Raw genomic sequence first — 25,559 nt, 5'->3', positions numbered from 1 at the left:
AGGCAGGGTTCAGGCGGCCGCCTCAGCGGCCCATCACCAGCCCCCCATACCGCCGCACCGCGCTGCGGTGATCGACGTCAGCCCTCACGCCGATGAAGCCGTCCGGCCGGACCGCCAGCAGGGTGATGGGCCCCAGGCCCAGCCTGGGCGCCTCCTCCAGCCGTACGGTCACCACCGCCTCCACCAGCGCCGGCGGAACCGCTCCGGCGGACCGGTCGGCCTCAAGTTCGGCCTGCAGTTCGGCGATGGCCTCCGGGGGCGTCTCCAGGCCGGCCAGCAGCAGCAGCGTGTGGCCGCAACGGTGGGTGAGGGAGTGGAGCAGGGACGCGCCGGCCCCGGGCGGCAGCGCGATCGTGGTGGACAACCGCTGTCCGGCACCAAAGGGCTGGCTGCCGCCACCGCCGATGATCGCCGAGCCGGCGTAGCTGACGTTCATCTCGGTTTCCGCCACCACCTCCTGCTGGCGGGCCACCGGGTTGGCCAGCATGGCGGCGATCGCCCGGTCGCGGGCGGCACGCTCACCGCTCTCCTGCAGCCCGTGGGCCTGCTCGGTGGCATCGCCCGAGCGGCAGATCTGCTGGGCCACCGGACGTCGCTCCTGCTCGTAGCTGTCCAGCAGGGCGGGATCTGCGGCCCCCTGGTGCACCAGGGCCAGCTTCCAGGCCAGGTTGGCGGCATCGTGCAGCCCGCAGTTCATGCCGTGCCCCTCGGCCGGGGAGCACACGTGGGCGGCATCGCCGGCCAGGAACACGGGCCCGGCGCGGAAGGCGCTGGCCACCCGGCTATGGCAGTGGAAGCGGCTGGGGTTCTCCACGCCGCTGAAGCGAGCCTCCGGCAGGTAGCGCCCCAGCACGGCGGCGGCCTCGGCCACCAGATCGCCCTCCTCGGCGGCGGGCCGCAGGTACACCCGCCAGCGCTCGTCGGGCAGGGCCGTGAGGATCAGGGGCGAGGCATCGAGGTAGGCCGCGTTGACCTCGTGGCTCTCGGCCCAGCCCTCCACCGCCGCATCGAACACCGCCCAGGGCCGGGCGATGCCATGGCCTTCGAAGTCCAGGCCGCTCAGCGCGCGGGTGGTGCTGCGCAGCCCGTCGCAACCCACCACCCAGCGGGCCTGCACCGTCTGCTCCAGCCCATCGCCGTCCAATGTGGCGATCACCCCGTCGCCGTGGGCCTCCAGACCCACCAGCCGGCAGGAACGGTGCACCGTGCCCCCCTGCCCCTCGAGGTGGTCCGTGAGGATCGTTTCGGTCACCTCTTCGGAGAGGCCGAGGTTGAAGCCGAAGCGGCTGCCGCATTCGGCCAGATCCAGTTCCCCCAGCCGCTGGCCATCGGCGTGGATCAGGATCCGCCGTTGGCGGCAGCCGGCCTCGAGAAACCGGTCCACCAGCCCCAGCGCCTCGAAGATCTCCAGGGAGAGGGGGTGGATCACCGTGGCCCGGTCCCAGTGCAGGGCTTCGGCGCGGGCGTCGATCAGCAGGTTGGGAACGCCGCGGCGCTGCAGCTCCCCCGCCAGCAGCAGGCCGGTGGGACCCGCCCCCACCACGAGCACGCAGGTCTGGCTGGGAAGGGATGACGGCATGGCGCCCGGGCGGGTCGAGCTGGTGAGGGCCAGCGCGGGGCACACTAAACGCACCCCGGGGCTCGGTCCTGGCCAACCCATTCCGCTCCCTGGCCACCGCCACGACCGCCGCCACGATCGCCGCCCTGGCCGCGGCCCTGGCCCTCAGCACGGCAGCGGCGGCGGCGGCCCCCAACGGCACCTGGCTGTCCCAGCCCCAGATCTGGTACTACGCCTCCCGGCAGTCCCTGAACGGCGTCATGGCCGACATCCGGGGCAGCGACTTCAAGGTGGTGTTCCTCGATGTCCGCAAGGTGTCGGAGGTGATGCAGCAGGAGGCGGCCCAGGCGGCGCGGCGCCAGGGACTGCTGCCGGTGGTGTGGGTGCAGTCGCCCCAGTACCGGGGGCTGCGGATCGACCAACTGGTTCACGAAGCCCGCCACGGCGACGCGATCCAGGTGGACGATCACTTCTTCGCCAACTACTCCCTGGAGGACTTTTATCTGCTGCGTCGGCTGTACCCCAAACCGATCTTCTGCAGCATCCAGCCGTTCCAGGCCAGCCTGCTGCCCACGGCGGGCTGCAACCAGCTCGACGTGCAGTGCTACAGCGCGCCGCAGTTCCAGCAGTGCCTCAAGCTGGCCGACCGGCTCGGCGCCGTGGTGAGTCTCTCCAGCGAGAACACCCTCAGGTACCGGAGCCAGCTGGGCGAGCGATCCTTCAACACCTTTCTCTGGCAGGGGCTCTGACGGGCGGGGCGTCCTGCGGCGCCAGATAGGCGCCGATCGCGCGGAAGATGTCATCGGCGGCATTGCAGTAGCCACCGCTGGCATCAAAGGCCTCTTCGTCGAAGGTGACCGCCACCGCCACCGCGATCTTCCGTGAGGGCAGATAGGCCATCACCCCGGCCTGCCCGGAGAACAGCGGGTTCTGCAGCAGCCAGGGGCCCGAGAGGACGATCCCGATCCCATAGGTGTAGAAGTCGTTGAGGGTGGCGCAGGTGGCACAGCCCTCGATCGGCCGGCCGAAGCCCCGCAGCGTCGGAGCGATCTGCAGCCTGTGGCTCTGGGGCGACAGCAGCCGTCCCGTGCCGATCGCCTCGGCGGAGGTGGCCATGTCGTGGATGGTGGTGAACTGCACCGCACCGCGGGTGATCGTCCACGACGGGTTCCAGAAGGTTGACTCCTCGTAGAAGCGCGTCCCCGCCGGGATGCCGAGGCCTTGGCGCCGTTCCGACGAGAAGGCGTGCAGCACCGGCGGCGCGATCGCGGGCGTACCGCCGGGGTCCCGGGTGTTGCGGAGCTTCAGGGGCCCGAAGATCCGCTCCTGCATCAGCACGGGCATCGTCTGGCCCGTGATCCGCTCCAGCGCCAGGCCCAGCAGGAGGTAATTCGTGTGCGCGTAGTTCCAGCTCGTGCCGGGCTCGTACCAGAGCGTCTTCAGGTCCGCGTAGGCGAGCAGGTCCTGCACGGAGAACTGCCGGAACGGGTTCTCGAGCAGGGTCTTTTCGAACGCGGCATTGCCGATCACGTAGTCGCGGTAGCCGGAGGTCATCCGGGCGAGCTGACCGAGGGTGACCCGCTCCGCATTCGGGATCTCCGGCAGCCACCTCGCGAGCTTGTCGTCGAGGCTCACCCGCTTCTCGTCGACCAGCTGCAGCAGCAGCGTCGCCACGTAGGAGATGGCGATCGCGCCGTTGCGGACGTGCATGTCCTCCGTGGCGAGCACGCCCGTCATGGATTCGCCCATCGCCTCGGTGACCACCTCCTTGCCGTCGATCGTGACGCGCACGATCACCGCCCTCAGGTGGTCGTCGGCCATCCGCTGGCGAACGATCCGCAGAATGCCGGCCGCCTGGGGTGAGGCCGCCGGCGGGGCCCCGTCAGCGGTCCCGGCCTGCACGGGTCCCGCTCCGCCCAGGCAACCCGCCAGGAGGGCTCCCAGGACCCGTCGTCCCAGTGGGGCGAACCAGCGACGATCCACACCGGCTCGCTCAGGAAGCGGCAACGCTACGCGCCCTGGCGCCTGCCGATCCCGGTGAGCTTCCTACCCTGCCCCTGGTTGCGACGTGCCATGCCCAGCCCCCATGGCCTGCGTCGCTGGGCCGCCCCGCTGCTGGTGGCTGTTGCGCTGAGCGGAGCGATGGCCACGCCCGCGGCAGCCGGCCCCCCGGCCACCCCGGTGACGCTGGACTTTTCCGGCCAGACCTACCGGCTGCGCTGGTCGTCCCAGCACCAGCACGAGTTCACCCCGGCGGGCCAGGACGACCTGAGCCGCTGGACGGACATGGTCACCATCAACACCTACCCCGGGGTCAGCGACGGCGAGGGGCTGGCCGAGATGGCCAACCGGGCCCTTGGCAACTACCGGCGCCACGGGGCCACGGTGCTGCGCACGGCTTCCATTCCCCGCACCGCCGAGCGCCCGGCCGAGCACCTGGTCGTGGCCCTCTTCCCCACCCGCGCCTTCAGCGAGGCCGTCTTCGCCCGCTGGCGCCTGACAGACGGCCGCGGCATTGCGGTGATCGTCAGCCACCGCGTCTATGGCCCGAAGACGGGGGACGCCATGGCGGCCTGGTTGCAGGCGAACGGACCTGCCGTAGAGCGTCGTCTGATGGCCCTCGATCAGGTTCCCAGCCATCGCGTCCTCGAGCCGGCCGGCCCCTGAGCCGTGGCGGCCGCCACGGCGCGGTGCGTCAGGTGCGCAGGTCCGATGGCGTCAGCCTTCGGGCGCCAGTGGCTGCCCCTCCAGGAAGGCGATCACCTCATCACACCAGCGGATCCATTCCTGCTCGAACAGGATGCCCCGGCGCAGGGTGAGGTGGCGGTACTGCTCCTGCAGCGGCAGGGCCGGATGGCTGTGGACCAGGGCCTCCTTCTCCCGATAGGAGGCCAGCTGGCCGGCATGGACGGCGCGGCGGCGGCGCACCTCCGCCAGCAGCTGGGCGGGCTCGCTGTAGGGGCCGCCGAGCACCTTCACCAGCAGGTCCTCGCGGATCGGGGTGGGCAGTGAGGGCTCGGCGGCCCACTGGCTGAGCTCCCGCCGGCCCGCCTCGGTGATGGCGTACACCTTGCGGTCCGGCCGGCCCTGCTGGGGCACCACCTGGCAGCGGACCCAGCCGTTCGCCTCGATCCGGGCCAGCTCCCGGTAGATCTGCTGCTGGCTGGCGGTCCAGTAGCAGGCCATCGTCTCCTCGAACTGCTTGCTGATGTCGTAGCCGCTGGCGTCCCGCTCGCAGAGCACGGTGAGGATCGTGTGCGCCAGGGCCATGGCAGGGGGGAGATCGCAGCGGCTGGGGAGTCGATCCTGACCCAGCCGGCGCCGGAACCGATTGACCTGCCCAACAAGTTGTGCATACACTTTGGCGCATACCCAATCTGTTGCATAGCTCTGTGCCTGGCACAGGTCGTGCCGGGCAGAGGGGGTCCCGCCGCCTTCCCCCATGGATTCCGCCACCGCGACGCCCCCGGCGACGCCGCCAGCGCTGCTGAGCGCCCTGCGACGGACCCGCTGGGGCCGGCCCCCCTCCTGGGGGCCACCGATCGCGATCGCCGCGGCCGGCGCCGGCCTCGCGATCGCCGTGGCGGTGTTCCGGCAACCCCGCCCCCAGGTCCAGCGCCCCCTGCCGGTGGCGGTGGTGACCGCCCAGCCGGTGAGCCGGTTCCTCACCAGCCGCGACTACACCGGTGAGGTGGTGGCCGGCCGCAGCAGCAGCCTCGGCTTCGAGCTGCCCGGCACCCTCGAGCGGGTGCTGGTGGAGGAGGGGGACCGGGTGGTGGCCGGCCAGCCCTTGGCCCACCTCGATCGCCGCCGGCTCCGGGCCCAGCGCCAGCAGTCCCTGGCCCAGCGGGATGTGGCGGTGGCCGCCGTGGAGGAGGTGCGTCAGCAGCTGATCCTGGCGGAGCTGCAGCGCGACCGCCGCCGGCGGCTCCATGCCCAGGGGGCGATCTCCCGCGAGGACCTCGACCAGCAGATCCACGGCAGCGCCGCCCTGCGCAGCCGCCTGGTCCAGGCCGAAGGCCAGGTCGAGGAGGCCGAGGCCCGCCTGCGCCAGATCGATGTCGACCTGGCCCGCAGCGTGCTGGTGGCCCCCTTCGACGGCACGGTGAGCCGGCGGCGGCTCGATGAGGGCGTGGTGGTGAGCGGCGGCCAGGCGCTGATCACCCTGGTGGAGGCGGCCCCCCTGGAGCTGCGGGTGGGGGTGCCCCCCGACGCCGCCCGGGGCCTGCGGCCGGGGCAGCGCCACCCGGTGCGGGTGGGGGATCGGCGCCTGCAGGCCACCGTCAGCGCCCTGCTGCCGGAACTCGATGCCGGCAGCCGCACCGCCACGGTGGTGCTGAGGCTGCCGGCCGAGGACCTGCCGGTGGGGGCCACGGCCCGCCTCAGCCTGCGGCGCAGCGAAACGGGCGCCGGCTTCTGGCTGCCCACCACCGCCCTGGTGGCCGCCGAACGGGGCCTCTGGTCGGTGTACGTGCTGGGCCCCGCCGGCCCCTCGCCGGAGCAGGGCCGCCAGGTGGTCCGGCGCCTGGTGGAGCCGTTGCACAGCGAAGGCGACCGCTCCCTCGTGCGCGGCACCCTGCGCCCCGGCGACCGGGTGATCGCCGCCGGCACCCACCGGGTCGTGCCCGGGGTCCGGGTCACGGAGGCGCCCTGATGTTCGATGTCTTCCATCGCAACCGCCAGCTGCAGCTGCTCACCCTGCTGCTGGTGGTGGTCTGGGGGCTGTCGGCCCTGCTCACCCTGCCGCGGCTCGAGGACCCCCTGATCACCCCGCGCAACGCCCTGGTGGTCACCGCCCTGCCGGGGGCCACGCCGGAGCGGGTCGAGTCCCTGGTGACCGAACCCCTCGAGGAGGCCCTGCTGGAGCTGGAGGAGGTGGACCATCTCGACTCCACCTCCTCCACCGGCACCTCGGTGATCGCCGTGAGCCTCAAGGAGTCGATCCGCCAGGTGGCGCCGGTGTGGGGGAAGGTGCGCAGCAAGATCGACGACGCCACCCCCGACCTGCCGCCGGAGGCCACCGACCCGGAGTTCCGCGACGGCAACATCGGCGCCAGCGCCCTGATCGTCGGCCTCACCTGGGAGCTCGACACCCCCCCCAACCTGGGCCTGCTGACCCGGCTGGCCGACGACCTGGCCAGCCGCCTGCGCGCCCTCCCCGGCACCGACCGGGTGGAGCTCAGCGGCGAACCGGAGGAGGAGATCCGGGTGGAGATCGGCGCCCGGGAGCTGGCCCGGCTCGGCCTCACCCCGGGCGCGCTCGCCGAACGGATCGCCGCCAGTGACGCCAAGGAGGCCGCCGGCCAGGTGCGGGGCCCCCGCAGCGAGCTGCTGCTGGAGGTGGATGGCGCCCTCGACTCCCTGGAGCGCATCCGCGCCATCCCCCTGCAGAGCGGCGCCGATGGGGCCGGCGCCCGCCTGGGGCAGGTGGCCGCCGTCAGCCGCGGGGTGCGCCAACCCGCCGCCCGCCTGGCCCTGGTGCGGGGCCGGCCGGCCGTGGTGGTGTCGGCCACGGTGGCCTCCGGCTCCCGGGTCGACCTCTGGGCCCGCCAGGCCCGCACCCAGCTCGACGCGGTGCGCGCCACCCTGCCCGAGGGCCTGGGGCTACACACCGTGCTCGACCAGAGCCGCTACGTCCAGGAGCGCCTGGACGGCGTGATCGGCAACCTGATCACCGGCTCGCTGCTGGTGGTGGCCGTGTCGGTGCTGATGCTCGGCGGCAGGGCCGCCCTGGTGGTGGGGGTGGCCCTGCCCCTGTCGGCCCTGATGGTGTTCGGCTGGATGCGGGTGCTGGAGGTGCCCCTGCACCAGATGTCGGCCACCGGCCTGGTGATCGCCCTGGGGCTGCTGATCGACAACGCCATCGTCGTGGTCGACGAGGTGCAGCAGCGGCTGCGCTCCGGCGACAGCGCCGGGCAGGCGGTGCGCCGTTCGGTGCGGTACCTGCTGGTGCCGTTGCTGGCCTCCACCCTCACCACCGTGCTGGCCTTCGTGCCCATCGCCACCTCGCCGGGGGCCACCGGGGAATTCATCGGCACCATCGGCCTGACGGTGATCCTGGCCCTGGCCAGCTCCCTGTTCCTCTCCCTCACGGTGATCCCGGCCCTCACCGCCCGGCTGCAGCCCTGGCAGCCCCTGGGGCCAGGCGTGCGCTGGTGGGAGCAGGGGATCACCCCGGCCCTCCTCGACCGCCCCTACCGCCGCTCCCTGCTCCAGACCCTGCGCCATCCCGGGAAGGGGGTGGCCCTGTCGCTGCTGCTGCCGTTGCTGGGGTTTCTGGCCTTCGGCAGCCTCGAGCAGCAGTTCTTCCCCCCCACCAACCGCGACCAGTTCCAGATCGAGCTGCGGCTGCCCCAGCAGAGCGCCCTGGGGCGCACCGAGGCCCTGGCGATGGCCGTACGGCAGCGGATCCGTCAGGACGCCCACGTCGACGACGTGCACTGGTTTCTCGGCGAGAGCGCCCCGCCGTTCTTCTACAACGTGATCGCCTCCGAGGAGAACGCCCCCCACTACGCCCAGGGTCTGGTGCAGCTGCGGGGGGCGGAGGGGGTGCGGCCCACGATCCGCTCCCTCCAGCAGGCGCTGGATCAGGAGTTCCCCGAGGCCCAGATCCTGGTGAAGCAGCTGGAGCAGGGGCCCCCCTTCGAGGCGCCGATCGAGCTGCGGCTGGAGGGGGCCGATCTGGAGCAGCTGCGCCGCACCGGCGACGAGCTGCGCCGCCACCTGGCCCAGCTGGAGCCTGTGACCCACACCGCCGCCAGCCTGAGCGAGGCCGTGCCCCGCCTGGCCCTGGCGGTGGACGAGGAGCAGGCCCGGCGCAGCGGCCTCGACAACCGCGCCATCGCCCGCCAGCTCCAGGGCGGCCTCGAGGGAACCGTGGGGGGGTCGATCCTGGAGGGGGTCACCACCGTGCCGGTGCGGGTGCGGGTGGCCGAGGCCCAGCGCAGCGATCTCCAGCAGGTGGCCTCGCTGGATCTGGTGGCCCCCGGCAGCGAGGCACCGATTCCCCTCGGGGCCCTGACCGGGCTGCGGCTGGAGCCGGAGCTGGCCGCGATCGAACGGCGCGACGGGCAACGGATCAACACGGTGCAGGCCTTCCTGACGGCGGGGGCGCTGCCGGAGTCCGTGCTGCGGGACTTCCGCCGCCAGCTCGAGCGGGAGGGCTGGCAGCTGCCGGCCGGGGTGAGCCTGGCCTACGGCGGCGAGGCCGATGCCCGCGGCGAGGCGGTCGGGAACCTGCTCTCCACCGTGGGCGTGCTGGCCATCCTGATGACCGCCACCCTGGTGCTGTCCTTCCGCTCCTTCCGGATGGCCGCCCTGATCGCGTCGGTGGCGCTGCTGTCGGTGGGGCTGGCGGCCCTGGCCCTGAGGCTCAGCGGCTCGCCCTTCGGCTTCACCGCCATCCTCGGCACCCTCGGGCTGATCGGGCTGGCGGTGAACGACTCGATCGTGGTGCTCACCGCCATCCGCACCGATCCATTGGCCCGCAGCGGTGATCCGGCCGCCACCGCCGCGGTGGTGCTGCACGCCACCCGCCACGTGCTCGCCACCACGATCACCACCGTGGTCGGCTTCCTGCCCCTGATGCTCGATCCCTCCGGCTTCTGGCCGCCGCTGGCGATCGCGGTCTGCGGCGGCCTGGTGGGGGCCACGGCCCTGGCCCTGTACTACGTGCCGGCCGCCCATGGCCTGCTGGCGCGGGCCAGCAAAGCCGCGGCTGACCCGACATCCCTGGCTCCTGGTCAGAGCTCTGCGGCATGAAGCGCCGGCCCTGAGGCGACGCGGTGCCCCGGCAGGCCATGGCGAAGGGAAGGGTTGCAATCAATACAAAACAGTGGAATCGGCCGACTACGCTGACGTTCTGCATTTCAGTGGTCACAGCTCTGGTGTGGATGCGTCACCTCTCCAGAGGTTCGGTGAATCAGCTCAGCATCAAATCCAAGCTGATCCTGATGCTGCTTCTGGTGAGTGGCTTTTCCACCCTCTTCTCCGCCGCCCTGGGCTATCGCAGTGGCCAGATCAATCTCACCGATCGCGTCTTCAATCAGCTCACCAGCGTTCGCGCCTCCAAGGCCTATCAGATTGAGTCCTATTTCCGAACCATCCAGAATCACACCCAGACCCTGAGTGAGGATCTGTCGATCATCGCCGCCGTCGAGCAGTTCGACGCGGCCTATCGCCAGCTCGCCACCGCACCCGAGCCTGCCGGGTCAGGGCAGGCGTTAGAGAACTACTACCGTACCCAGTTCCTGCCGCGCCTCGACAAGATCCATTCCGGCACACCGAATCTGCCCGCCTATCTCCCCAACGGGAAGGCCACGCGGCACCTCCAGTACAACTACATCGCCGCCAACCCCAATCCCGTCGGCAAGAAGCAGCAGCTCGTGGCCGCCCGCGACGGCAGCACCTACTCCCAGGTGCATGGCCGCTATCACCCGATTTTCCGCAACATCGTTGCCAGATTCGGCTACTACGACATGTTCCTGATCAACCCGCAGGGACAGATCGTCTACACCGTTTTCAAGGAAACCGATTACGCCACCAGCCTCCAGAACGGCCCCTACAAGGACAGCAACCTCGCCCAGCTGGTGCGTCAGGTGATCGCCTCCAAGGAGAAGGGCTTCACCCAGCTGGTCGATTTCGCCGCCTACGCCCCCTCCTACGGCACCCCCGCCTCCTTCATCGCCGCCCCCATCTACAACGGCTCCACCCTGGTGGGGGTCCTGGCCTTCCAGATGCCCGTCGACGAGATCAACAACGTCATGACCGGCAACCAGGCCTGGCAGAAGGACGGCCTCGGCGAGTCGGGGGAAACCATCCTGGTGGGCCAGGACACGCTGATGCGCTCCGCCTCGCGCTTCTACCTGGAGGATCCCAAGGCCTACCTGGCCCAGCTCTCCTCCCGCGGCGTCAAGGACGATGCCATCGCCCGCCTGCGCCAGTACGGCACCACGATCCTGCAGCAGCCAGTGACGACCCCGGCCGTGACCAAGGCGATCGCCGGCGGCAGCGGCACCCAGCAGGTGATCGACTACCGCGGCGTGCCGGTGCTCAGCTCCTACGCCCCCCTACAGATCAAGGGCTTCGACTGGGTGATCCTCGCCCAGATGGACCTGTCGGAGGCCTACGCCCCGATCCACGCCTTCCAGCATCAGATCCTGATCACCGTCACCCTGCTGATCCTGGTGGTCACCGTGCTGGCGATGGCCCTGGCCCATCTGTTCGTCAAGCCGGTGCAGCAGCTGATCGACAGCGCCCGCAAGGTCTCCTCCGGCGAACTCACCAGCATCCCGGCCCTGAATTCGGGCGATGAGTTCGGCGAGCTGGCCCAGTCCTTCAATGCCGTGGTGCAGAGCCTCCAGACCCAGACGGCCCTGGTCGATCAGAAGAACCAGGAGAACGAGAAGCTGCTCTTCAGCGTCTTCCCCGCCGCCATCGCCCGCCGTCTGCAGCGCGGCGAAACCCAGATCGCCGAGGAGGTCAGCAACGTGGCCGTCCTGTTCGCCGACCTCAAGGGATTCTCCCGGCTCGTGTCCACCCTCAGCGCCCATGAATCCCTCGCGATTCTCAACGACCTCGTGGCCTCCTTCGATGACCTGGCCGAACGCTTCGGCCTCGAGAAGGTGAAGACGATCGGCGACAGCTACCTGGCCGTGTGCGGCCTCTCGGTGCCCTATCTCGACCACGACAAACGGGCCCTCGATTTCGCCATCGAAATGCTCGGGATCCTGCGGCGCTTCAACCTGGAGCGGGGCTTCGACCTCGGCATCCAGATCGGTGTGCACTCCGGCGACATCCTCGCCGGCATCGTCGGCAAGAGCCGGGTCGTCTACGACATCTGGGGAGAAACGGTGAAAACGGCCCACCTGCTCAGCCAGGTGAGTCCTGCCGGGGCCGTGCTCGTCTCGGCGGTGGTGCATCACCGGCTCGAGGACCTCTACCAGTTCGAGCGCACCAGCGCGGCCGCCGAGGCCCAGCCCGCCCTGCAGGTCTGGCGGCTCACCAGCACCACCGCGGCGGCGGCGGGCGAGCCGGTCAGCGCCCCATGAGCACCCCCACCCCCATCTGGCTCTGGGGGATCGGCCTGGCCTTCGGCTTCCCCCTGGCCACGATCCTGCTGGGGGAAATCATCCACCGGCTCAAGCGGCGGCGGCGGGCCATCGCCGGCACCGTGCGGCTGGTGCGGGACGTGCTGGTGCCGATGCTGGCGCTGCTGGTCTTCCTGCAGCACCTGCTCCAGGTCGATCCCGGCACCCGCCTGTTCCGCACGGTGGAGACGGTGTTCTGGGTGTGCGTGATCCACGCCTCCCTCTCCCTGCTCAACGTGATCCTGTTCGAGCAGGCCGAAGCCGACACCTGGCGCTCCCGGGTGCCCAAATTGCTGATCGATCTGGCCCGCCTGTTTCTGATCCTGCTGGGCACCGCCTTCGTGCTGGCCACCGTGTGGAACGCCGATCTGGCCGGCCTGGTCACCGCCCTCGGGGTGAGCTCGATCGTCATCGGCCTGGCCCTGCAGGACACCCTCGGCAGCGTCATGTCGGGCATCGCCCTGCTGTTCGAGCGGCCGTTCACGGTGGGCGACTGGCTCGAGGTGAGCGGCGTGGTGGGCCAGGTGATCGACATCAACTGGCGCGCCGTGCGCCTGCTCACCCTGGAGCAGGAGATGGTGGTGATTCCCCACAAGCTGATCAGCAGCGAGGTGATCCGCAACTTCACCAAACCCACCCCGATCCACGCCGAGCGGATCCAGATCGGCTTCTCCTACAACGATCCCCCCAACCTGGCCCGGCAGGTGCTCAAGAGCACGGCCCTGGAAACCAAGGGGATCCTGCTGGATCCCGAGCCCGATGTGTTCACCCTCGCCTATGCCGATTCCGCTGTCACCTATGAGGTGAAGTTCTTCATCCGTGACTACGGCGAGATCGAGCAGATCCGCGAACGTTTCATGACCCGGGTGTGGTACGCGGCCAAACGCAACAATCTCTCCATCCCCTTCCCGATCCGCACCGTCTACAACTTCCACGGCCCCACGAGCCAGCAGAAGGGCCTCGCCAAGAAGTTCAGTGAAAGCCTGCAGGCCATCCCCTCCTACGTCCCGATCAACCGGGAGGACGACAGCGTCACCCCCTCCGCCTCCGGCATTTCCCTGCAGCATTTCGCCGCCGGCGAAAAGGTGATCCGCCAGGGCCAGATGGGCAACGCCCTCTACATCATCGTGGCCGGTCAGGCCCTGATGACCCGACGCGATGGGACCGGCGAGGATCGCGAACTGCTGTCCCTCAGAAGCGGCGAATTCTTCGGGGAGATGAGTCTGTTTTCCGGCGAACCCAGCGCCGTCACGATCGCGGCCAGCAACGACCTGGAGGTGATGAAGATCTCCGCCACGGTGGTCAACCAGATGATCGACCGCCAGCCCAGCTTCGCCCGCGAGATCGGCCAGATCCTCGAGAGCCGCCGCCTGGCCATCCAGGAGACGACCCAGGCCCAGACCCAGGCCCCCTTCGGCAGCCCGGAACCTGGCCTGATGTGAAGGGCGGCCCCTGCCGGAGCCAGGGGCTGCCGGCGTCAGGATTGCCGTGGTCCACCCCCGCTGCCGCCCCATGCCACCGCCCCTTGGCCGCCGTCAGCTGCTCACCCTCTCGGGCCTGGCCCTGGGGGCGGGTCTCTGGCAGGCGATCCGGCCGGCCCGATCCCTGGCCGATGATCTGGCCGCGGCCGGCGGCCTGGTGGCCCCACCCCGCGGCGGCACCCGCCTGGTGCTGATCAGCGACCTCAACGCCTCCTACGGCTCCACCACCTACATCGACGAGGTGCACCGGGGCGTGGCCCTGATCCCCTCGCTGCGCCCGGATCTGGTGATCTGCGCCGGTGACATGGTGGCGGGCCAGAAGGCGGGGCTGGGGCAGGCGCGGCTGGCCGCCATGTGGGCGGGCTTCGATCGCAGCGTTCTCAGTCCGCTGCGCCGCGCCGGCCTGCCGTTCGCGCCGGCCATGGGCAACCACGACGCCTCCGGCGCCCGCTCCGGCGGCCGCTACCTCTTCGACGACGAGCGCCGCGAGGCGGCCCGCTTCTGGCGGGCGCGCCGCGACAGCCTCGGGCTCACGTTCGTCGACAGCGGCGATTTTCCCTTCCACTACGCCATCCGCCAGAAGGACGCCTTCGTGCTGGTGTGGGACGCCTCCACCGCCCAGGTGCCGGCGGAGCAGCTGCGCTGGGCGGAGCGGGTCCTGGCGGGCCCCGCCGCCCGCTCCGCCGGCCGGCGCCTGGTGGTGGGCCACCTGCCGCTGCGGGCCGTAAGCCAGGGCCGCGACCGCCCGGGGGAGGTGCTGGCCCAGCCGGCGGCCCTGCAGCAGTTGCTGGAGCGCCACGGGGTGGAGGCTTACGTGAGCGGCCACCAGCACGCCTACTTCCCGGCCCGGCTGGGCCAGCTGGATCTGTTCCACCTCGGCGCCATGGGCAGCGGCCCCCGCCGGCTGCTGGGTCAGGCCACCAACCCTTTCCAGACCCTCACGGTGCTGGACCTGGTCGGCCACCCGCCCCGGCTGGTGGACACCAGCTTCGATCTGCGCACCCTGCGGCCCATCGACCCGCAGCGCCTGCCCCGCTCGCTCACAGACGCCGCCGGCCGGCAACTGCCACGGCGGCCGGGCGCCTGAGGGACGGGGCCAGCGGCGGCGGATCTATCGTCGCCGCCATCGCAGGCCTACGTCATGAAGCTCCCGGAAGGCTGGCGGATCTACGCCCTGGTCATCGGTCTGAACGTGCTGGCCCTCTCGTTCTGGTGGCTCGACCGCGACGCGGTGCCCCACCCCTCCGCCGGCGGCATGGGCGCCTGGATCGCCTCCCGCCTGGGTTCCTGAGTTCCCTGTGATCACGATGCAAGCGAACGAACAGCGCCGCCCCCGGACCCCCCTGGCCGGCCTGGCCGGCGTTTCCGCTCTGGTGCTCCTGCCGGCGGCTCCCCAGGCCGCGGCGCTCGCCTCCACCGCGGCCGCCGCCCGGCTGGAGAACACCGCCTGGGTGGTGGAGCGGCTGGGGGAACGGCCGCCCGTGGGGAGCACCAGCCTGACGCTGCGCTTCGAGAACGGCCGGGTGGCGGGCAGCGACGGCTGCAACCGCTATGGCGCCCCCGTCAGCGTGCGGGGAACGGCCCTGCAGGTGTCGCAACGGGGCATGAGCACGAAGATGGCCTGCCCGCCGGTGGTGATGCAGCAGGCGGAGGCCTTCCAGAGCGCCCTGCGCAACAGCCGGAGCTTCCGCTTCGACGGCGGGCGCCTGCGCCTGCTCGCCGCCGATGGCCGGACCCTGCTGGTGCTGGCGCCCCAGGCGCAGCAGCTGGTGGGCAGCACCTGGCGGGTGGCGGGCTTCAACAACGGCCGCCAGGCCCTGGTGAGCCCGATCCTGGGCACGTCTCTGTCGGTGCGCTTCCTGAAAGGCGGCCAGATTTCCGGCTCGGCGGGCTGCAACAACTTCACCGCGCCGGCGCGGCTGGAGGGCACCCGCCTGCGCATCGGCACGCCAGTGGCGACCCGCAGGCGCTGTCCGGGCGCCGGGGTGATGGAGCAGGAGCGGCAGTTCCTGGCCGCCCTGCCCACGGCCGTCACGCTGCGGCTGGAAGGCGACGCCCTCGAGATGCGTCGCGCCGACGGCGCGATCGCCCTGAGTCTCCGGCGCATCGCGGGGTCCTGAGGAACACGTATGGATCTGCCAAGGGTGGTGTTCTTCGGACGCACCGGGGCCGACGCCCTGGCCTTCTTCAACCTCGACCTGGCGGACTGGCGCGGCCAGCGGCTGCTCGACTGCCCGGGCGGTCCCGGCTCGTTCACCGCCCTGGCCCGGGCCGCCGGGGTGGAGAGCGTGGCGGCCGACCCCCTCTACGACCTGTCACTGGCGGAGCTGGAACAGCGCTGCCGCGACGACGTCGCCTTCACCATGGAGCGCCTGGCCCGCAGTCACTCGCTGCGGCCGGAGTTCGACCTGTCCCGGTTCGAGCAAGGCAAGCTGGAGGCCCTGGAGGCGTTCCTCGCCGACCGGCGCGGCCACCCGGAGGCCTACCGGGCGGCGGCGCTGCCCAGCCTTCCCTTCGTGACGGCCAGCTTCGATCTGGTGCTCTGCGGCCACCTGCTCTTCTGCTACGCACCGATCGCCGACGGCGGGCTCAGCGAACAACCCGACTTCGACCTGGAATGGCATCGCCGCGCCCTGGCCGAACTGCTGCGGGTGAGCCGGCGGGAGGTGCGCCTCTACCCCGCCCACACGATCGAGCGGCGCCCGAAGGTCCATCCCTGGGTGGAGCCCCTGCTGGCCACGCTGCCGCCTGGCTGGCAGGGGCAGCTCGAGGACACCGCCTACGACGAGGGCTTCGAGGGCGAAACGCCCATGCTGCGGCTGCGACGGGAAGCCGCTTGATCACGAATCCAACACCTTGAACAGTGGTCGTTGATACAAAAGCCGGGGAATGTAACAGCTCGTGGCTTGTTTTCGCCCCTGGGGACACACTGAAAAAAATTGCACCCGGAGTGATTCCCCATGACGTATCTGACCTGGAGGCGGGAGCTGGTGCGCTCCGCCATCGATCAGATGCTGGAGGCGACCGATCCCGACCGCGGCCCCTTCGGAGATGGGGGTGTTCTGTTCAACGCCATGATGCAGGAGCTGACCCAGAGCCTGCCGGCCCTGGAGATCGTGGCCGCTGCCGACGACATCCTCACCGCCCATCGGGGGTTCTGCGAAGGGCGCAGCTGTGAGGTGGCCCAGGCCCTCAAGGTGTGCCTCTCGATGCCCGCCGAGAAGCAGGGCCTCGAGCGTCGTCTGGTGCTGGATCGCGAACGGGTGGAGAGCAACGCCCTCAGCCATGACGCCAACCTGCTGCTGGTGTGGGATGGGCGCCGCAGCAGCACCATCGAGGAGCTGAGCGCCGCCGGCCTCAGTGAGCGCTTCCCCTGCCAGGGCACCGAGGCGCGCTGGAACACCGACGAGTTCGTGGCCCTGCTGGAAGCCCGTGCCCTCCAGTGCCGCCGCACCCGGGTGGCCCTGGAGATCTTGGCGGAGGATCCCGCCACCACCCCCTCGGCCGGCACCGTGGTGCTGGTGTTCCCCACCGACACGGGCACCCGCCCCTGGGTCGCGACGGTGGCCGTGGCCCTGCGCTCCGAGGAGCTGCCCGAAAGCGAACCCCCCACCCTCGACGGCTACCAGGCCATGCGGGTGCTGGCGGGGCCCAGCAGGACCTCGGCGTAACGGTCGAAGGCCTCGCCCTCACCCAGGAACAGGCGCGGGATCACAAGCTCGCACTCCAGCAGCAGCAGCTCGCCCGCCCCATCGCGGAGTCCGTCGATGCGGGCATAGGGCAGCACCCCGAAGCGCCGGCGCAGGCGCTCCTCGATCGCCTCGGCCCACCGTCGCTCCGCCGCACTGGCCTCCCGCGGGGTGTTGGCGCCCCCGAAGCGTTCGTGGGCGATCCAGCCGCCGGCCGCCACGGTCTTGGCCACCGCGTGGGAGAAACGTCCGCCGAGCATCACGGCGCTGAACTCCCCGTCCATGCAGACCCCGGGCAGGAACGGCTGCAGACACACCTCCCCGCCACGGGTCAGGGAGGCCAGCCAGCCATCAACCGCGCCTGCCGCCATCGCGCCGGCGACCACGGGCCGGCTGCCATCGGCTGACGTGATCGTCAGGTGCGCTCCTTCGCGGCGCACCCGGTAGGTGTGCCACCCAAGGGAGCCGACCGCCGGCTTGAGCACCGCCTCCTGCCAACCACACGTGTCCAGGAGCTCCGCCAGGGATCCGCACCAACCGCGGGGCAGCCAGCGGCTGGGGATCAGGGCCACCCCCTCCTGAGCGAGCTGGGGCAGGTAGGCGTTCTTCGCATGGCCGGCCTCGATCACCGGCAAGGGGTTGGCCAGGGGCACCCCGAGGGCTTCGAGCCGCTGGGCCAGGGCCCGGATCCGGGGCAGGAAGTCACCGTGACGGTGGCTGCCGCGGCAGTCGCGCACACTGACCAGATCGAAGCGTCCCCAGTCAGGAGCAGGGGCGCCATCCTTAGCAAGCGGGGGCAGGGGCACCAGCTCGCTGGCGATGCCGCGCCGGGCGAGACGGGCCCGCAGCGCCGGCGTCTCGTCGTGGATCCGCCCCAGGTGCAGCAGGGCGATGCGCTTCAGGTGGGCAGGATCCCCCACTCGCGCTTGACCTGCACGCTGGTGATCTCCCAGGCCTCCTCGGCCGCCACCACCGGTCCGCGGGGCTCCTCGGGGGTGAGGCCGCGGCGGGCGAACTCGTTCTGCAGCAGCAGCTGGAACAGCACGCTCTGGGACACCAGCGCGCGCAGCCGATCCTCGCCGCCCACCCGGGCCATCAGCACCGGATGGCCCTCGCAGTCCCGCAGGGCCCGCAGCTGCTGCTGCAGCCACACCCGCTCGTACTGCAGCATCGCCTCGCTGCAGCGGGACAGGTTCTCCCGGTAGCAGCCGGCATGGCATTGGATGGCCCCTTCGGAGAGGCCCGCCGCCGTGCCGGCGTCCCTCAGGAGCTGCATGGCATCACTCAGGAAACTCACGCGTGTTCAACGCATCCTGAGCAACCGTAGAAACGGGTGAGGCCCCTGCCCACGAACGGCCCGGCGCGGCAATGATCCGTAGCGGGGAGAAAGAAAAGCCAAAATCAGTGGCATTGGCTACATAACCACCGCTGATCCCGACACGGCCCTCAGAGCCACTGCTTGCGGCGGAAATAGAGGTACAGGGAGATGCCGATCACGATCATCACGCCCCACACCGAGTAATAGCCACCGCGCCACTCCAGCTCGGGCATCTCCTTGAAGTTCATGCCATAAACACCGGCAATGAAGGTGAGCGGGATGAAGATGGTGGAGATGATCGTCAGCACCTTCATCACCTCGTTCATCCGATGGCTGAGGATCGAGAGGTAGGTGTCATGCATACCCCCGAGAATGTCGCGGTGAGTTTCCACGAGATCGATGATCTGGATGCAGTGGTCGTAGAGATCGCGCCAGAACACCCGGCTCTCGGCCGTCAGCAGGGAGGACTCACTCTTGACGATCATGGCCACCTCCTCCCGGATCGGCCAGACGGCCTTGCGCAGGCTGAGGATGGCCCGCTTGAGGCCATGGATCTCCTTGATGTCGCCGGGGTGGGGATCCTCCAGCAGCCGATCATCGACTTCCTCGATGATGTCGCCCATCCGTTCCACGGCCAGGAAGTAATGGTCGACAACGGCGTCCAGCAGGGAGTAGGCGAGGTAGTCGGCCTTCATCCAGCGGATCCGGCCGCCGGAGGAACGGATCCGGTCACGCACCCCGTCGAAGACGTCGCCGTCATCCTCAAGGAAGGAAATCACGAAGTGATCGCCGAGGACGACGCTCACATGTTCAATGTCAATGGTCTGGGTGTCTTCGTTGAAGGCGATCATCTTCAACACCATGAAGACATAGCCCGGAAACTCCTCCACCTTGGGGCGCTGGGTGGTATTGGCGATGTCCTCCAGGGTCATCGGATGCAGGCCAAAGCACTCGCCGAGACGCTCCACCAGGGCGACGTCATGGACGCCACTGACGTTCATCCAGGTGATGCTGCCCTCCGTCACCGCTTCAGCGCAGCCGTTCACCGTGAAATCGCGATGCTCCGACCAGCCATCGGCGTCGTAATGGATGACATCGATCTGCACCTTGGCCAGCCGCTGCTCGCCCACGAACACCACGGTGCCCGGGGAGGACCCGGGCCGGATCCGGCGACTGCGGATTCCACGGCCGCCCGTGGCGCCACTGGCGCCGCGGATGCGCGGAGACGGTCGCGATGGCCTGGTCTTCATCGCCGGGCCCGGAGGCATCGATGTGGCACGGAGCCTATCGGCATCCCACGGTCAGAGGAAGTCGGGCCGAGTCAGAGGAAGTCGGGCCGCAATTGCTGGCTGAGCACCAGCGACTGCTCCAGTCCGCCCCAGTCCTCCTGCCGCACCATCGCTTCGAGGCCGGCCAGGGAGCGCCGGTAGTGCCCCAGGGCCTCCAGCAGCGCCTCCCGGTTGGAACGGGCCATCAGCATGCCGAGCTCCGGGTTGCCGCCGCCGACGCGGGTCGTGTCGGCGAAGCCGCTGGAGGCCAGGGCCCGCACCAGGCCGGCCCCGACCTCCGGGGTGGCGCAGGCCGCATCGCCCCCGGCGTCGGCCGCCTGCAGCAGGGCCGCCCCCACCAGCACCGGCAGGTGGGAGATGAGGGCCACGGCCCGGTCGTGGGCCTCGGCGTCGCAGCACAGCCAGCGGGCCCCGAGGGCCTCCGCCAGCTCCCGCACCGCCGCCAGCGCCGCCGGGTCGGTGTCCGGCTCCGGGGTCGCCACCCAGGGCCGTCCCTGGAACAGCCCCCTCTCCCCCGCCTCCACCCCGGCCCGGGCCGTGCCCGCCATCGGATGGGAGGCCACGAAGCGGGACGCCGCCGGGCCGCCGCCGCTCGCCGCCAGCAGCTGGCGCCAGCGGCGCAGCACCGGCCCCTTCACCGAGCCCACATCCGTGATCACCGCCGCGGCCGGCAGCGCCGCCAGCAGGGCGGGATCCGGCTCCAGCAGCCGGTCGAGGGGCAGGGCCAGCAGCACCAGCCCGCAGCCCGCCAGCACGGCCGGATCGGTGCTCACCACGCTGGCCAGCCCCCGCTCCCTGGCCCGCATGGCAGTGGCCGGCCGGTGCACCAGGGCCCGCACCTGGGCCCCGGCCGCCATCAGATCGAGCCCCAGGGAGCCGCCGATCAGCCCCAGGCCCACCACCCCCACCGGTTCGCTCTGCCAGAGGGGTGTCATCGTCGCTGCGGATCGGCTGGAGCCAGCTTCCTACGATCCGGCGATGTTGGAAGCCCGCGCCCACCAGCACCTCAAGGCTCTCCTGCAGCGAGAGGGGGTGGAACGCTGGCCCCATCACCTCACCCTCAGCCGCCTGGTGGCCCGCAGCCTGCGCCGGGCCGACCACACCCTGGTGCGGCTGGCCCCCGGCACCGCCCCCAGCTGGTGGATCAGCCTGCTGGTGCCCCTGGCCCTCAGCGAGGTCCCCCTGGCCCTGGTGGTCACCCCGGCCCTGCGCCAGCGGCTGCTGCGGGTGGAGTGGCCCCGGCTGCGCAGCGTGGGCCTGGAGCTGGCCTGCTGGGAAGGGCCCGGGGCCCCCGCCGGCACCCCGCTCTGGCTGCTCGACCACCGCGAGCTGGTGACGGCCTGGCGCCAGGGCGAACTGGGGGAACGGCAACTGGTGATCCCCGAGGCCGAGACCCTGGAGGCGGCCCTGCGCGAGGCCCTGGAAGTGGAGCTGGAGCCCCGCCACTGGGACCAGCTGCGCCGCGTCCAGCCCAGCGCCGAAGGCTGCCTGCTGGCCCTGCACGAACGGCTCAGCCGCCGGGTGCTCGCCCATCCCCGCTCCCCCCACCGGCTGGTGGCCCTGGCCGACGATGACGAGGCCCCCCTGCGCCACCTGCTGCGGCTGCTGGAGCCCCTCCCCGAGCCCTGGCCCCGCTGGCTGAGCGCCGGGGCGGGCTGGAGCAGCTGGGCCCGGGTGGATCCGTCATTGTTGCAGTGGAACCTGCTGCGCCAACCCCTCGAACCCCTGAACGAACTGGCCGGCCTGCTGGTGGGGCGGGGGGCGGTGCTGATCGGGGAGCTGGCCACCGGCCGGGCGGCGGAGGGCCAGCCCGCCTCCGGTGCCGCCCTGGGGCTGAAGCCCGCGGTGGTGCTGGACCTGGCCGATCCCCCCCTCTCCGACCCCCTGCCCCTCTACGCCCCCCTGCGCCAGCCCCTGCCCAACAGTCCCCAGTACGCCGAGCACCTGCTGGAGCAGGGCCGGCGGCTGGTCCTGGGCCAGGGCGGCCTGTCGGTGGTGCTGATCGACGATCCGGCCCTGTGCCTGGGCCTGGCCAGCGGCCTGGCCGCCGAGTTCGGCAGCCGCGTGTGCCACCAGAACCTGGCCCCGGAGAGCAACGGGGTGGTGTGCTGCAGCTGGGACTGGTGGCTGGAGAACCAGCCGCGCCTGCCCCTGCCCTGCCAGGTGGTGGTGGGCCTGCTGCCGATCGCCAGCCTGGAGGATCCGCTCACGGCGGCCCGGGTGGGGGTGCTGCGCCAGCAGGGCCGTGACTGGTTCCGGGAACTGCTGCTGCCGGAGGCCCTCAACCGGCTGCAGCGGGGCGTGGCGGGGCTGCGCCGCAGCGGCGGCCGGCTGGCGGTGCTGGACGGCCGCCTGCGGGGCCGCAGCTGGGGGCGGCTGGTGTTCACCGCCCTGGAGCCCTGGGTGGCCCTGAACCGGTTGCGGCCCGACTCCTAGCCTGCTGCCAGTTGCCACCGAACGCCTGATGGGGGAAGCCAAACGCCGGGCCGAGCAGGGTCTGCCGCCCCGCGACAAGCCACGCGCCAGCAAAACCAAGACCGTCGACACGTCCCCCCGGATCGTCGACTGGCTGCCCCTGACCCGCGACCAGGCCTCCCGCTTCGTGGCGATCACCACCAAGGGGGCCTGGATCGGCATCGGCGGCCTGGCCCTTTTCTGGGTCACCGTGCGCTTCATCGGCCCGGCGGCCGGCTGGTGGACCCTGGCCGACGGCTGAGCAGGGACACCGGGGGGCTTACCTGGTGCGGGTCTCCTGGGTGCGGGTCTCCCCATTTAGCGACCCTGCCGGGCCGGGGCGCCTGGCGAGAATCGGAAGAAATCCTTATGATCTGCGGATCGTGATGGGAACGACCCATGTTTCTCCGTCTGGCCGAGCAGTACCGCTCGGCCGTTGAGGATCTGATCCTGAGCCTCCAGGCCCTGGCAGTGTCCCTGCGGAAACAGGGCCATGTAGCCACCTGCTACACCTGCGGCGACGGCCGCGACGGCCATGGCGCCTCCTTCGTCGCCGACCTGGGTGACAACCACATGGTGCGGCTGCTGGTGTCCGATTTCGGCATCAGCTGGGTGGAGTCCCGCAACGGCCAGGAGCTGGTGAAGCTCGAGGGCGCCGACGCGATCCAGGAACTGCAGCGGGTGGTGCTGGTGCTGCAGCCCACGGCCGAGCCGGCCGCAGCCAGCACCAGGACTTCCGGAGCGGCTCTGCCGGCCCAGCCCTGAGCCAGGCGCCCCGGGGGCCTGCCTCAGGGGCCCCCGGAATCAGCCCGCGGCCGGCAGCTCCTCCAGCTCGGGGGCGTCGGCACCGGCGGAGGGTTTGGCGGCCGCCAGCTTGGCCGCCGCCGCCAGGGGCTTCATCGAGTTGGCGGTGACCTCGGAACCCTCGGTGAGCTTCTGGCGGGTGAGCGTCTCGATCACCTCCTTCGGCCCGGGGTTCTGCTCCAGCCAGGCGATCGTGTTGTCGCGGCCCTGGCCGATGTTGTCGCCCTCATAGCTGTACCAGGCGCCCTTGCGGGTGACCACGCCCGTTTCCTCGGCCAGATCGAGCAGGCAGCCCAGGGTGCTGATGCCGCGGCCGAAGAGGATGTCGAACTCGGCGATGCGGAAGGGGGGCGCCACCTTGTTCTTGGCCACCTTCACCTTGGCCCGGATGCCGTACTCCTCGGTGCCGCGCTTGAGGGTCTGGATGCGGCGGATGTCGAGGCGCACCGAGGCATAGAACTTGAGGGCGTTACCACCGGTGGTGGTTTCCGGGTTGCCGTAGGTGACGCCGATCTTCTGGCGCAGCTGGTTGAGGAAGATCACCGTGCAGCCGGACTTGCCGATGTTGCCGGTGATCTTGCGCATGGCCTGGCTCATCAGCCGGGCCTGGCTGCCCACCGCCAGGTCGCCCATCTCCCCTTCGATCTCGGCCCGGGGCGTCAGGGCCGCCACCGAGTCGACGACGACGATGTCGACGGCGGCCGAGCGCACCAGCTGGTCAACGATCTCCAGGGCCATCTCGCCGGTATCCGGCTGGGAGACCAGCAGGTTTTCGATGTCGACCCCGAGGGCGGCGGCATAGACCGGATCGAGGGCATGCTCCGCATCCACGAAGGCCGCCACGCCGCCGCGCTTCTGCACCTCGGCGATGGCATGGAGGGTGAGGGTGGTCTTGCCGGAGCTCTCGGGTCCGTAGACCTCCACCACCCGGCCCTTGGGATAGCCGCCCCCGAGGGCCAGATCGAGGGTGAGGGCCCCGGTGGGGACCGTTTCCACCCGCATGCGGGAGGCATCCCCCAGCCGCATGATCGAGCCCTTGCCGAAGTTGCGCTCGATCTGGGTGAGCACCAGACCCAGGGCCTTGTCGCGCTCGGCGGCGGCCCGGGGATCGCCGCTGGGGGCGGCGGCGGACACGTAGGAGGTGGACGGGGAGCTGGAGGAAGACGCTGCGGCGGCGGCCGTGGCCCTGGAATCGGCAGGCATGGTGGGGGTGGGTGATGGAACGGGCCGCAGCCGGCTGGAGCCGTGCAGGCGGGGGATGGGGATGGGAGAGGGGGCCGGAACCGGGCGCCATCCTGCGACCTCTGGAGAACCAGTGCCACCCGGAGAGGCCGGCGTATCAATCCCGTGTAGTACGGGCGTACTCTAGCGGGTCATGGCCAGAGCGCCAGGGGGGCCTCAAAACCGGCGGGCTCCAGCCAGCGGATGCCCAGGGGGGCCAGCCCCTCCCCGTCCCCGGGGCCCAGGTACCCCCAGGACACCAGATAGCAGCGCACCGCCTCCAGCCCGGGGGTGCGCCGCACCAGCTCCAGGGTGGGGCGCCGGTCCTCGACGAACCACAGGGGACGCGCAGCGGGGTCGTGCCCGGCCAGCAGCCGCGCCAGCACCGACGGCTTGCTGCCCTGTTCGTGGCCGTACAGGGCCAGGGGCGTGAGGCCGGCGGCGGCCAGCAGGCGGGCGGCGAAGGCCCCGCCCTTGGTGGTGAGCACCGCCCAGTCGGCCCCCTCCGCCGCCAGGCGCCGCAGGCGCGCCTCGACGCCGGGGTAGAAGCGGTGCAGGGCCAGCCAGGCGTCGGGGTCGGCGGCGATGGCCTCGGCCCGCAGCCCCTCGAGCGCCTGCTGCAGCTGGTCGGTGGTCCAGCCCCAGCGCCGCAGGGCCGCCCCGAGGAAGGTCTCGTAGTCGGCCAGGGCGGCGTCGAGATCGATGTCGGGCCGGCCCAGCTCGGCGGCCATCAGCACCATCTCCCAGCCTTTGTGGATCAGGGGCCGCAACAGGGCGAACCCCGGCGGCGCCTGCTCCGGCAGATGCCAGTCGCCGGGGGCGGCGGTGCCGCGCTCGCCGGCCTCCCCGGCGACCAGGGCCAGGGCCGCCCGCCGGGCCGACCACCAGTACTCGACCATGCCGTCGACCAGCACGCCATCGAAGTCGAACACCAACAGCGGGCGTTCAGGCACCGGTGGGAAGGGGAGAAAAAACTGGGCCGCTAGGATTCGAACCTAGGAATGTCGGGACCAAAACCCGATGCCTTACCGCTTGGCGACGGCCCAATCAAGCCCATGGGATGGGACAGGCGTCGGTCCGAAACCGGCGCCTTGCTAGTTACCCACAGCGGCTGGTCCTTCGTCAACTCGCCGGCGTCCACCACGGCGGCAGGCCCCTTCAGGCGGGAAAGACCCGCAGCCGCTGCTGCAGGCCGCGCCCGAAGACCGCACTGCGCAGCCGGTAGTGGTGCACCAGCTCGGCCTGCAGGGCCCGCACCGCTTCGCTGCGGGGCAGCAGTTCCACCGGCCGGCCCTCGGGCAGCACCACCTGCTCCACCGCAAGCCGGCATTCCTCCAGGGCCGCATGGGCGTCGTCGAGGCGGGCCGGAGCGGCCGGTTCCTCCCCGTCCGTCCCGCCTCCCCCCCGGCGCCGCTCCAGGAGGCGCTCCATGGCCCGCTGCAGCTGGTGGGGGGTGTCGGATTTGATCACCAGGATCGGCAGGCCGAGGTCGCGGGCCTGGCGGCGCAGCTCCGGGTCGCGCCCCAGCTGGCCGCGCACGCTCAGCACCGCATCCGCCTGCTCCGGGCCCTCCACCACCTGGACCGGCAGCTGGCGGCGGCGCACGGCCTCCTCCAGCTGCTGGGCCGCCAGCCCCACCCCGTAGACCCGCAGGGCG

General features: G+C 71.1%; 23 protein-coding genes, 1 tRNA gene and 1 pseudogene. 14 read left to right on the top strand and 11 right to left on the bottom strand.

Features of this window, described 5'->3' with window-relative positions; translation table 11 throughout:
* Nucleotides 1-22: 22 nt before the first annotated feature.
* Complete coding sequence (locus CJZ86_RS05325) at nucleotides 23-1,579, bottom strand: FAD-dependent monooxygenase (protein ID WP_094585068.1); 1,557 nt, start codon at nucleotides 1,577-1,579, stop codon at nucleotides 23-25.
* Between the two features lie 239 nt (nucleotides 1,580-1,818).
* Between CJZ86_RS05325 and CJZ86_RS05320 the strand changes: the two genes are divergently transcribed.
* Entirely contained in the window at nucleotides 1,819-2,307 is a 489-nt protein-coding gene (locus CJZ86_RS05320; RefSeq protein ID WP_233133859.1) for a hypothetical protein, read from the top strand.
* Here the strand turns inward: CJZ86_RS05320 and CJZ86_RS05315 are convergent.
* Nucleotides 2,279-3,460, bottom strand: coding sequence for a serine hydrolase domain-containing protein (locus CJZ86_RS05315; protein WP_233133858.1), 1,182 nt, complete (start codon nucleotides 3,458-3,460; stop codon nucleotides 2,279-2,281). The two genes, CJZ86_RS05320 and CJZ86_RS05315, sit on opposite strands and share 29 nt — an antisense overlap.
* Before the next feature lie 171 nt (nucleotides 3,461-3,631).
* Between CJZ86_RS05315 and CJZ86_RS05310 the strand changes: the two genes are divergently transcribed.
* A complete protein-coding gene (locus CJZ86_RS05310) occupies nucleotides 3,632-4,225 on the top strand; it encodes a hypothetical protein (RefSeq protein ID WP_094584926.1) in 594 nt (197 codons plus the stop codon).
* 51 nt (nucleotides 4,226-4,276) lie between these two features.
* Here CJZ86_RS05310 and CJZ86_RS05305 read toward each other — a convergent pair whose 3' ends face one another.
* Nucleotides 4,277-4,828, bottom strand: a complete 552-nt coding sequence (locus CJZ86_RS05305) for a PadR family transcriptional regulator (RefSeq protein WP_094584925.1) — start codon at nucleotides 4,826-4,828, stop codon at nucleotides 4,277-4,279.
* 172 nt (nucleotides 4,829-5,000) lie between these two features.
* On the opposite strand from CJZ86_RS05305, the gene CJZ86_RS05300 reads away from it, so the two are divergent.
* From CJZ86_RS05300 to CJZ86_RS05265, 9 genes are all read left to right on the top strand, one after another.
* Nucleotides 5,001-6,212 (top strand): efflux RND transporter periplasmic adaptor subunit, encoded by a 1,212-nt coding sequence (locus CJZ86_RS05300; RefSeq protein ID WP_094584924.1) that lies wholly within the window; start codon nucleotides 5,001-5,003, stop codon nucleotides 6,210-6,212.
* The gene (locus tag CJZ86_RS05295) at nucleotides 6,212-9,319 is read left to right on the top strand and encodes an efflux RND transporter permease subunit (RefSeq protein WP_094584923.1); all 3,108 of its coding nucleotides are present in this window, start codon (nucleotides 6,212-6,214) and stop codon (nucleotides 9,317-9,319) included. The genes CJZ86_RS05300 and CJZ86_RS05295 overlap by 1 nt, the downstream gene beginning before the upstream one ends.
* Nucleotides 9,320-9,474: 155 nt before the next feature.
* Nucleotides 9,475-11,607, top strand: coding sequence for an adenylate/guanylate cyclase domain-containing protein (locus tag CJZ86_RS05290; protein WP_233133857.1), 2,133 nt, complete (start codon nucleotides 9,475-9,477; stop codon nucleotides 11,605-11,607).
* Nucleotides 11,604-13,088, top strand: coding sequence for a mechanosensitive ion channel family protein (locus CJZ86_RS05285; protein WP_094584921.1), 1,485 nt, complete (start codon nucleotides 11,604-11,606; stop codon nucleotides 13,086-13,088). The genes CJZ86_RS05290 and CJZ86_RS05285 overlap by 4 nt, the downstream gene beginning before the upstream one ends.
* Nucleotides 13,089-13,158: 70 nt before the next feature.
* Entirely contained in the window at nucleotides 13,159-14,214 is a 1,056-nt protein-coding gene (locus CJZ86_RS05280; RefSeq protein ID WP_094584920.1) for a metallophosphoesterase family protein, read from the top strand.
* A 54-nt stretch (nucleotides 14,215-14,268) separates the two neighbouring features.
* Nucleotides 14,269-14,418, top strand: coding sequence for a hypothetical protein (locus tag CJZ86_RS16925; protein ID WP_158219505.1), 150 nt, complete (start codon nucleotides 14,269-14,271; stop codon nucleotides 14,416-14,418).
* 16 nt (nucleotides 14,419-14,434) lie between these two features.
* Nucleotides 14,435-15,247 (top strand): META domain-containing protein, encoded by an 813-nt coding sequence (locus CJZ86_RS05275; RefSeq protein ID WP_143594040.1) that lies wholly within the window; start codon nucleotides 14,435-14,437, stop codon nucleotides 15,245-15,247.
* A gap of 9 nt (nucleotides 15,248-15,256) precedes the next feature.
* Nucleotides 15,257-15,967, top strand: coding sequence for a hypothetical protein (locus tag CJZ86_RS05270; RefSeq protein WP_094584918.1), 711 nt, complete (start codon nucleotides 15,257-15,259; stop codon nucleotides 15,965-15,967).
* A 120-nt stretch (nucleotides 15,968-16,087) separates the two neighbouring features.
* Nucleotides 16,088-16,798, top strand: a complete 711-nt coding sequence (locus tag CJZ86_RS05265) for a hypothetical protein (RefSeq protein WP_094584917.1) — start codon at nucleotides 16,088-16,090, stop codon at nucleotides 16,796-16,798.
* Here the strand turns inward: CJZ86_RS05265 and CJZ86_RS05260 are convergent.
* From CJZ86_RS05260 to CJZ86_RS05245, 4 genes are all read right to left on the bottom strand, one after another.
* Nucleotides 16,750-17,736 carry an ATP-grasp domain-containing protein gene (locus tag CJZ86_RS05260; protein WP_094584916.1) on the bottom strand — a complete coding sequence of 329 codons (987 nt, stop codon included), beginning with the start codon at nucleotides 17,734-17,736 and terminating at the stop codon, nucleotides 16,750-16,752. The two genes, CJZ86_RS05265 and CJZ86_RS05260, sit on opposite strands and share 49 nt — an antisense overlap.
* Nucleotides 17,715-18,092, bottom strand: a complete 378-nt coding sequence (locus tag CJZ86_RS05255; protein WP_094584915.1) for a hypothetical protein — start codon at nucleotides 18,090-18,092, stop codon at nucleotides 17,715-17,717. The genes CJZ86_RS05260 and CJZ86_RS05255 overlap by 22 nt, the downstream gene beginning before the upstream one ends.
* 170 nt (nucleotides 18,093-18,262) lie before the next feature.
* A complete protein-coding gene (gene corA, locus CJZ86_RS05250) occupies nucleotides 18,263-19,384 on the bottom strand; it encodes a magnesium/cobalt transporter CorA (RefSeq protein WP_094584914.1) in 1,122 nt (373 codons plus the stop codon).
* A 71-nt stretch (nucleotides 19,385-19,455) separates the two neighbouring features.
* Nucleotides 19,456-20,358, bottom strand: a complete 903-nt coding sequence (locus CJZ86_RS05245; protein WP_094584913.1) for a prephenate/arogenate dehydrogenase — start codon at nucleotides 20,356-20,358, stop codon at nucleotides 19,456-19,458.
* 43 nt (nucleotides 20,359-20,401) lie between these two features.
* On the opposite strand from CJZ86_RS05245, the gene CJZ86_RS05240 reads away from it, so the two are divergent.
* The 3 genes from CJZ86_RS05240 to CJZ86_RS05230 all read left to right on the top strand — a co-directional run bounded on the left by CJZ86_RS05240 (nucleotide 20,402) and on the right by CJZ86_RS05230 (nucleotide 22,642).
* Nucleotides 20,402-21,859: a helicase gene (locus tag CJZ86_RS05240; protein ID WP_094584912.1), complete on the top strand. Its 1,458-nt coding sequence runs from the start codon at nucleotides 20,402-20,404 to the stop codon at nucleotides 21,857-21,859.
* A gap of 28 nt (nucleotides 21,860-21,887) precedes the next feature.
* Nucleotides 21,888-22,139, top strand: coding sequence for a DUF2839 domain-containing protein (locus tag CJZ86_RS05235; protein WP_094584911.1), 252 nt, complete (start codon nucleotides 21,888-21,890; stop codon nucleotides 22,137-22,139).
* 137 nt (nucleotides 22,140-22,276) lie between these two features.
* On the top strand, nucleotides 22,277-22,642 hold the full coding sequence (locus tag CJZ86_RS05230) for a DUF1815 family protein (protein ID WP_094584910.1): 366 nt from the start codon (nucleotides 22,277-22,279) through the stop codon (nucleotides 22,640-22,642).
* Between the two features lie 39 nt (nucleotides 22,643-22,681).
* Here CJZ86_RS05230 and recA read toward each other — a convergent pair whose 3' ends face one another.
* From recA to CJZ86_RS05210, 4 genes and pseudogenes are all read right to left on the bottom strand, one after another.
* Complete coding sequence (gene recA, locus CJZ86_RS05225; protein WP_233133856.1) at nucleotides 22,682-23,884, bottom strand: recombinase RecA; 1,203 nt, start codon at nucleotides 23,882-23,884, stop codon at nucleotides 22,682-22,684.
* Nucleotides 23,885-24,054: 170 nt separating this feature from the next.
* Nucleotides 24,055-24,855: an HAD family hydrolase gene (locus CJZ86_RS05220; RefSeq protein ID WP_094584908.1), complete on the bottom strand. Its 801-nt coding sequence runs from the start codon at nucleotides 24,853-24,855 to the stop codon at nucleotides 24,055-24,057.
* 21 nt (nucleotides 24,856-24,876) lie between these two features.
* Nucleotides 24,877-24,948: transfer RNA gene (locus CJZ86_RS05215), tRNA-Gln, on the bottom strand.
* Between the two features lie 112 nt (nucleotides 24,949-25,060).
* Nucleotides 25,061-25,559, bottom strand: a pseudogene (locus CJZ86_RS05210) (AAA family ATPase); the annotation flags it as partial.

The sequence above is a fragment of the Synechococcus sp. BO 8801 genome (assembly GCF_002252675.1).
GTDB lineage: Bacteria > Cyanobacteriota > Cyanobacteriia > PCC-6307 > Cyanobiaceae > Cyanobium.
The sequence above is the reverse complement of the archived record's forward strand: the minus strand, read 5'-3'. Positions and strand labels throughout refer to the sequence as shown.

Bases quoted from the DNA above. Each gene is read 5' to 3' on its own strand.
- CJZ86_RS05325 (WP_094585068.1), bottom strand. From the start codon at position 1,579: ATGCCGTCATCCCTTCCCAGCCAGACCTGCGTGCTCGTGGTGGGGGCG.
- CJZ86_RS05320 (WP_233133859.1), top strand. From the start codon at position 1,819: ATGGCCGACATCCGGGGCAGCGACTTCAAGGTGGTGTTCCTCGATGTC.
- CJZ86_RS05310 (WP_094584926.1), top strand. From the start codon at position 3,632: ATGCCCAGCCCCCATGGCCTGCGTCGCTGGGCCGCCCCGCTGCTGGTG.
- CJZ86_RS05305 (WP_094584925.1), bottom strand. From the start codon at position 4,828: ATGGCCCTGGCGCACACGATCCTCACCGTGCTCTGCGAGCGGGACGCC.
- CJZ86_RS05300 (WP_094584924.1), top strand. From the start codon at position 5,001: ATGGATTCCGCCACCGCGACGCCCCCGGCGACGCCGCCAGCGCTGCTG.
- CJZ86_RS05295 (WP_094584923.1), top strand. From the start codon at position 6,212: ATGTTCGATGTCTTCCATCGCAACCGCCAGCTGCAGCTGCTCACCCTG.
- CJZ86_RS05285 (WP_094584921.1), top strand. From the start codon at position 11,604: ATGAGCACCCCCACCCCCATCTGGCTCTGGGGGATCGGCCTGGCCTTC.
- CJZ86_RS05280 (WP_094584920.1), top strand. From the start codon at position 13,159: ATGCCACCGCCCCTTGGCCGCCGTCAGCTGCTCACCCTCTCGGGCCTG.
- CJZ86_RS16925 (WP_158219505.1), top strand. From the start codon at position 14,269: ATGAAGCTCCCGGAAGGCTGGCGGATCTACGCCCTGGTCATCGGTCTG.
- CJZ86_RS05275 (WP_143594040.1), top strand. From the start codon at position 14,435: ATGCAAGCGAACGAACAGCGCCGCCCCCGGACCCCCCTGGCCGGCCTG.
- CJZ86_RS05270 (WP_094584918.1), top strand. From the start codon at position 15,257: ATGGATCTGCCAAGGGTGGTGTTCTTCGGACGCACCGGGGCCGACGCC.
- CJZ86_RS05265 (WP_094584917.1), top strand. From the start codon at position 16,088: ATGACGTATCTGACCTGGAGGCGGGAGCTGGTGCGCTCCGCCATCGAT.
- CJZ86_RS05255 (WP_094584915.1), bottom strand. From the start codon at position 18,092: ATGCAGCTCCTGAGGGACGCCGGCACGGCGGCGGGCCTCTCCGAAGGG.
- corA (WP_094584914.1), bottom strand. From the start codon at position 19,384: ATGAAGACCAGGCCATCGCGACCGTCTCCGCGCATCCGCGGCGCCAGT.
- CJZ86_RS05245 (WP_094584913.1), bottom strand. From the start codon at position 20,358: ATGACACCCCTCTGGCAGAGCGAACCGGTGGGGGTGGTGGGCCTGGGG.
- CJZ86_RS05240 (WP_094584912.1), top strand. From the start codon at position 20,402: ATGTTGGAAGCCCGCGCCCACCAGCACCTCAAGGCTCTCCTGCAGCGA.
- CJZ86_RS05235 (WP_094584911.1), top strand. From the start codon at position 21,888: ATGGGGGAAGCCAAACGCCGGGCCGAGCAGGGTCTGCCGCCCCGCGAC.
- CJZ86_RS05230 (WP_094584910.1), top strand. From the start codon at position 22,277: ATGTTTCTCCGTCTGGCCGAGCAGTACCGCTCGGCCGTTGAGGATCTG.
- recA (WP_233133856.1), bottom strand. From the start codon at position 23,884: ATGCCTGCCGATTCCAGGGCCACGGCCGCCGCCGCAGCGTCTTCCTCC.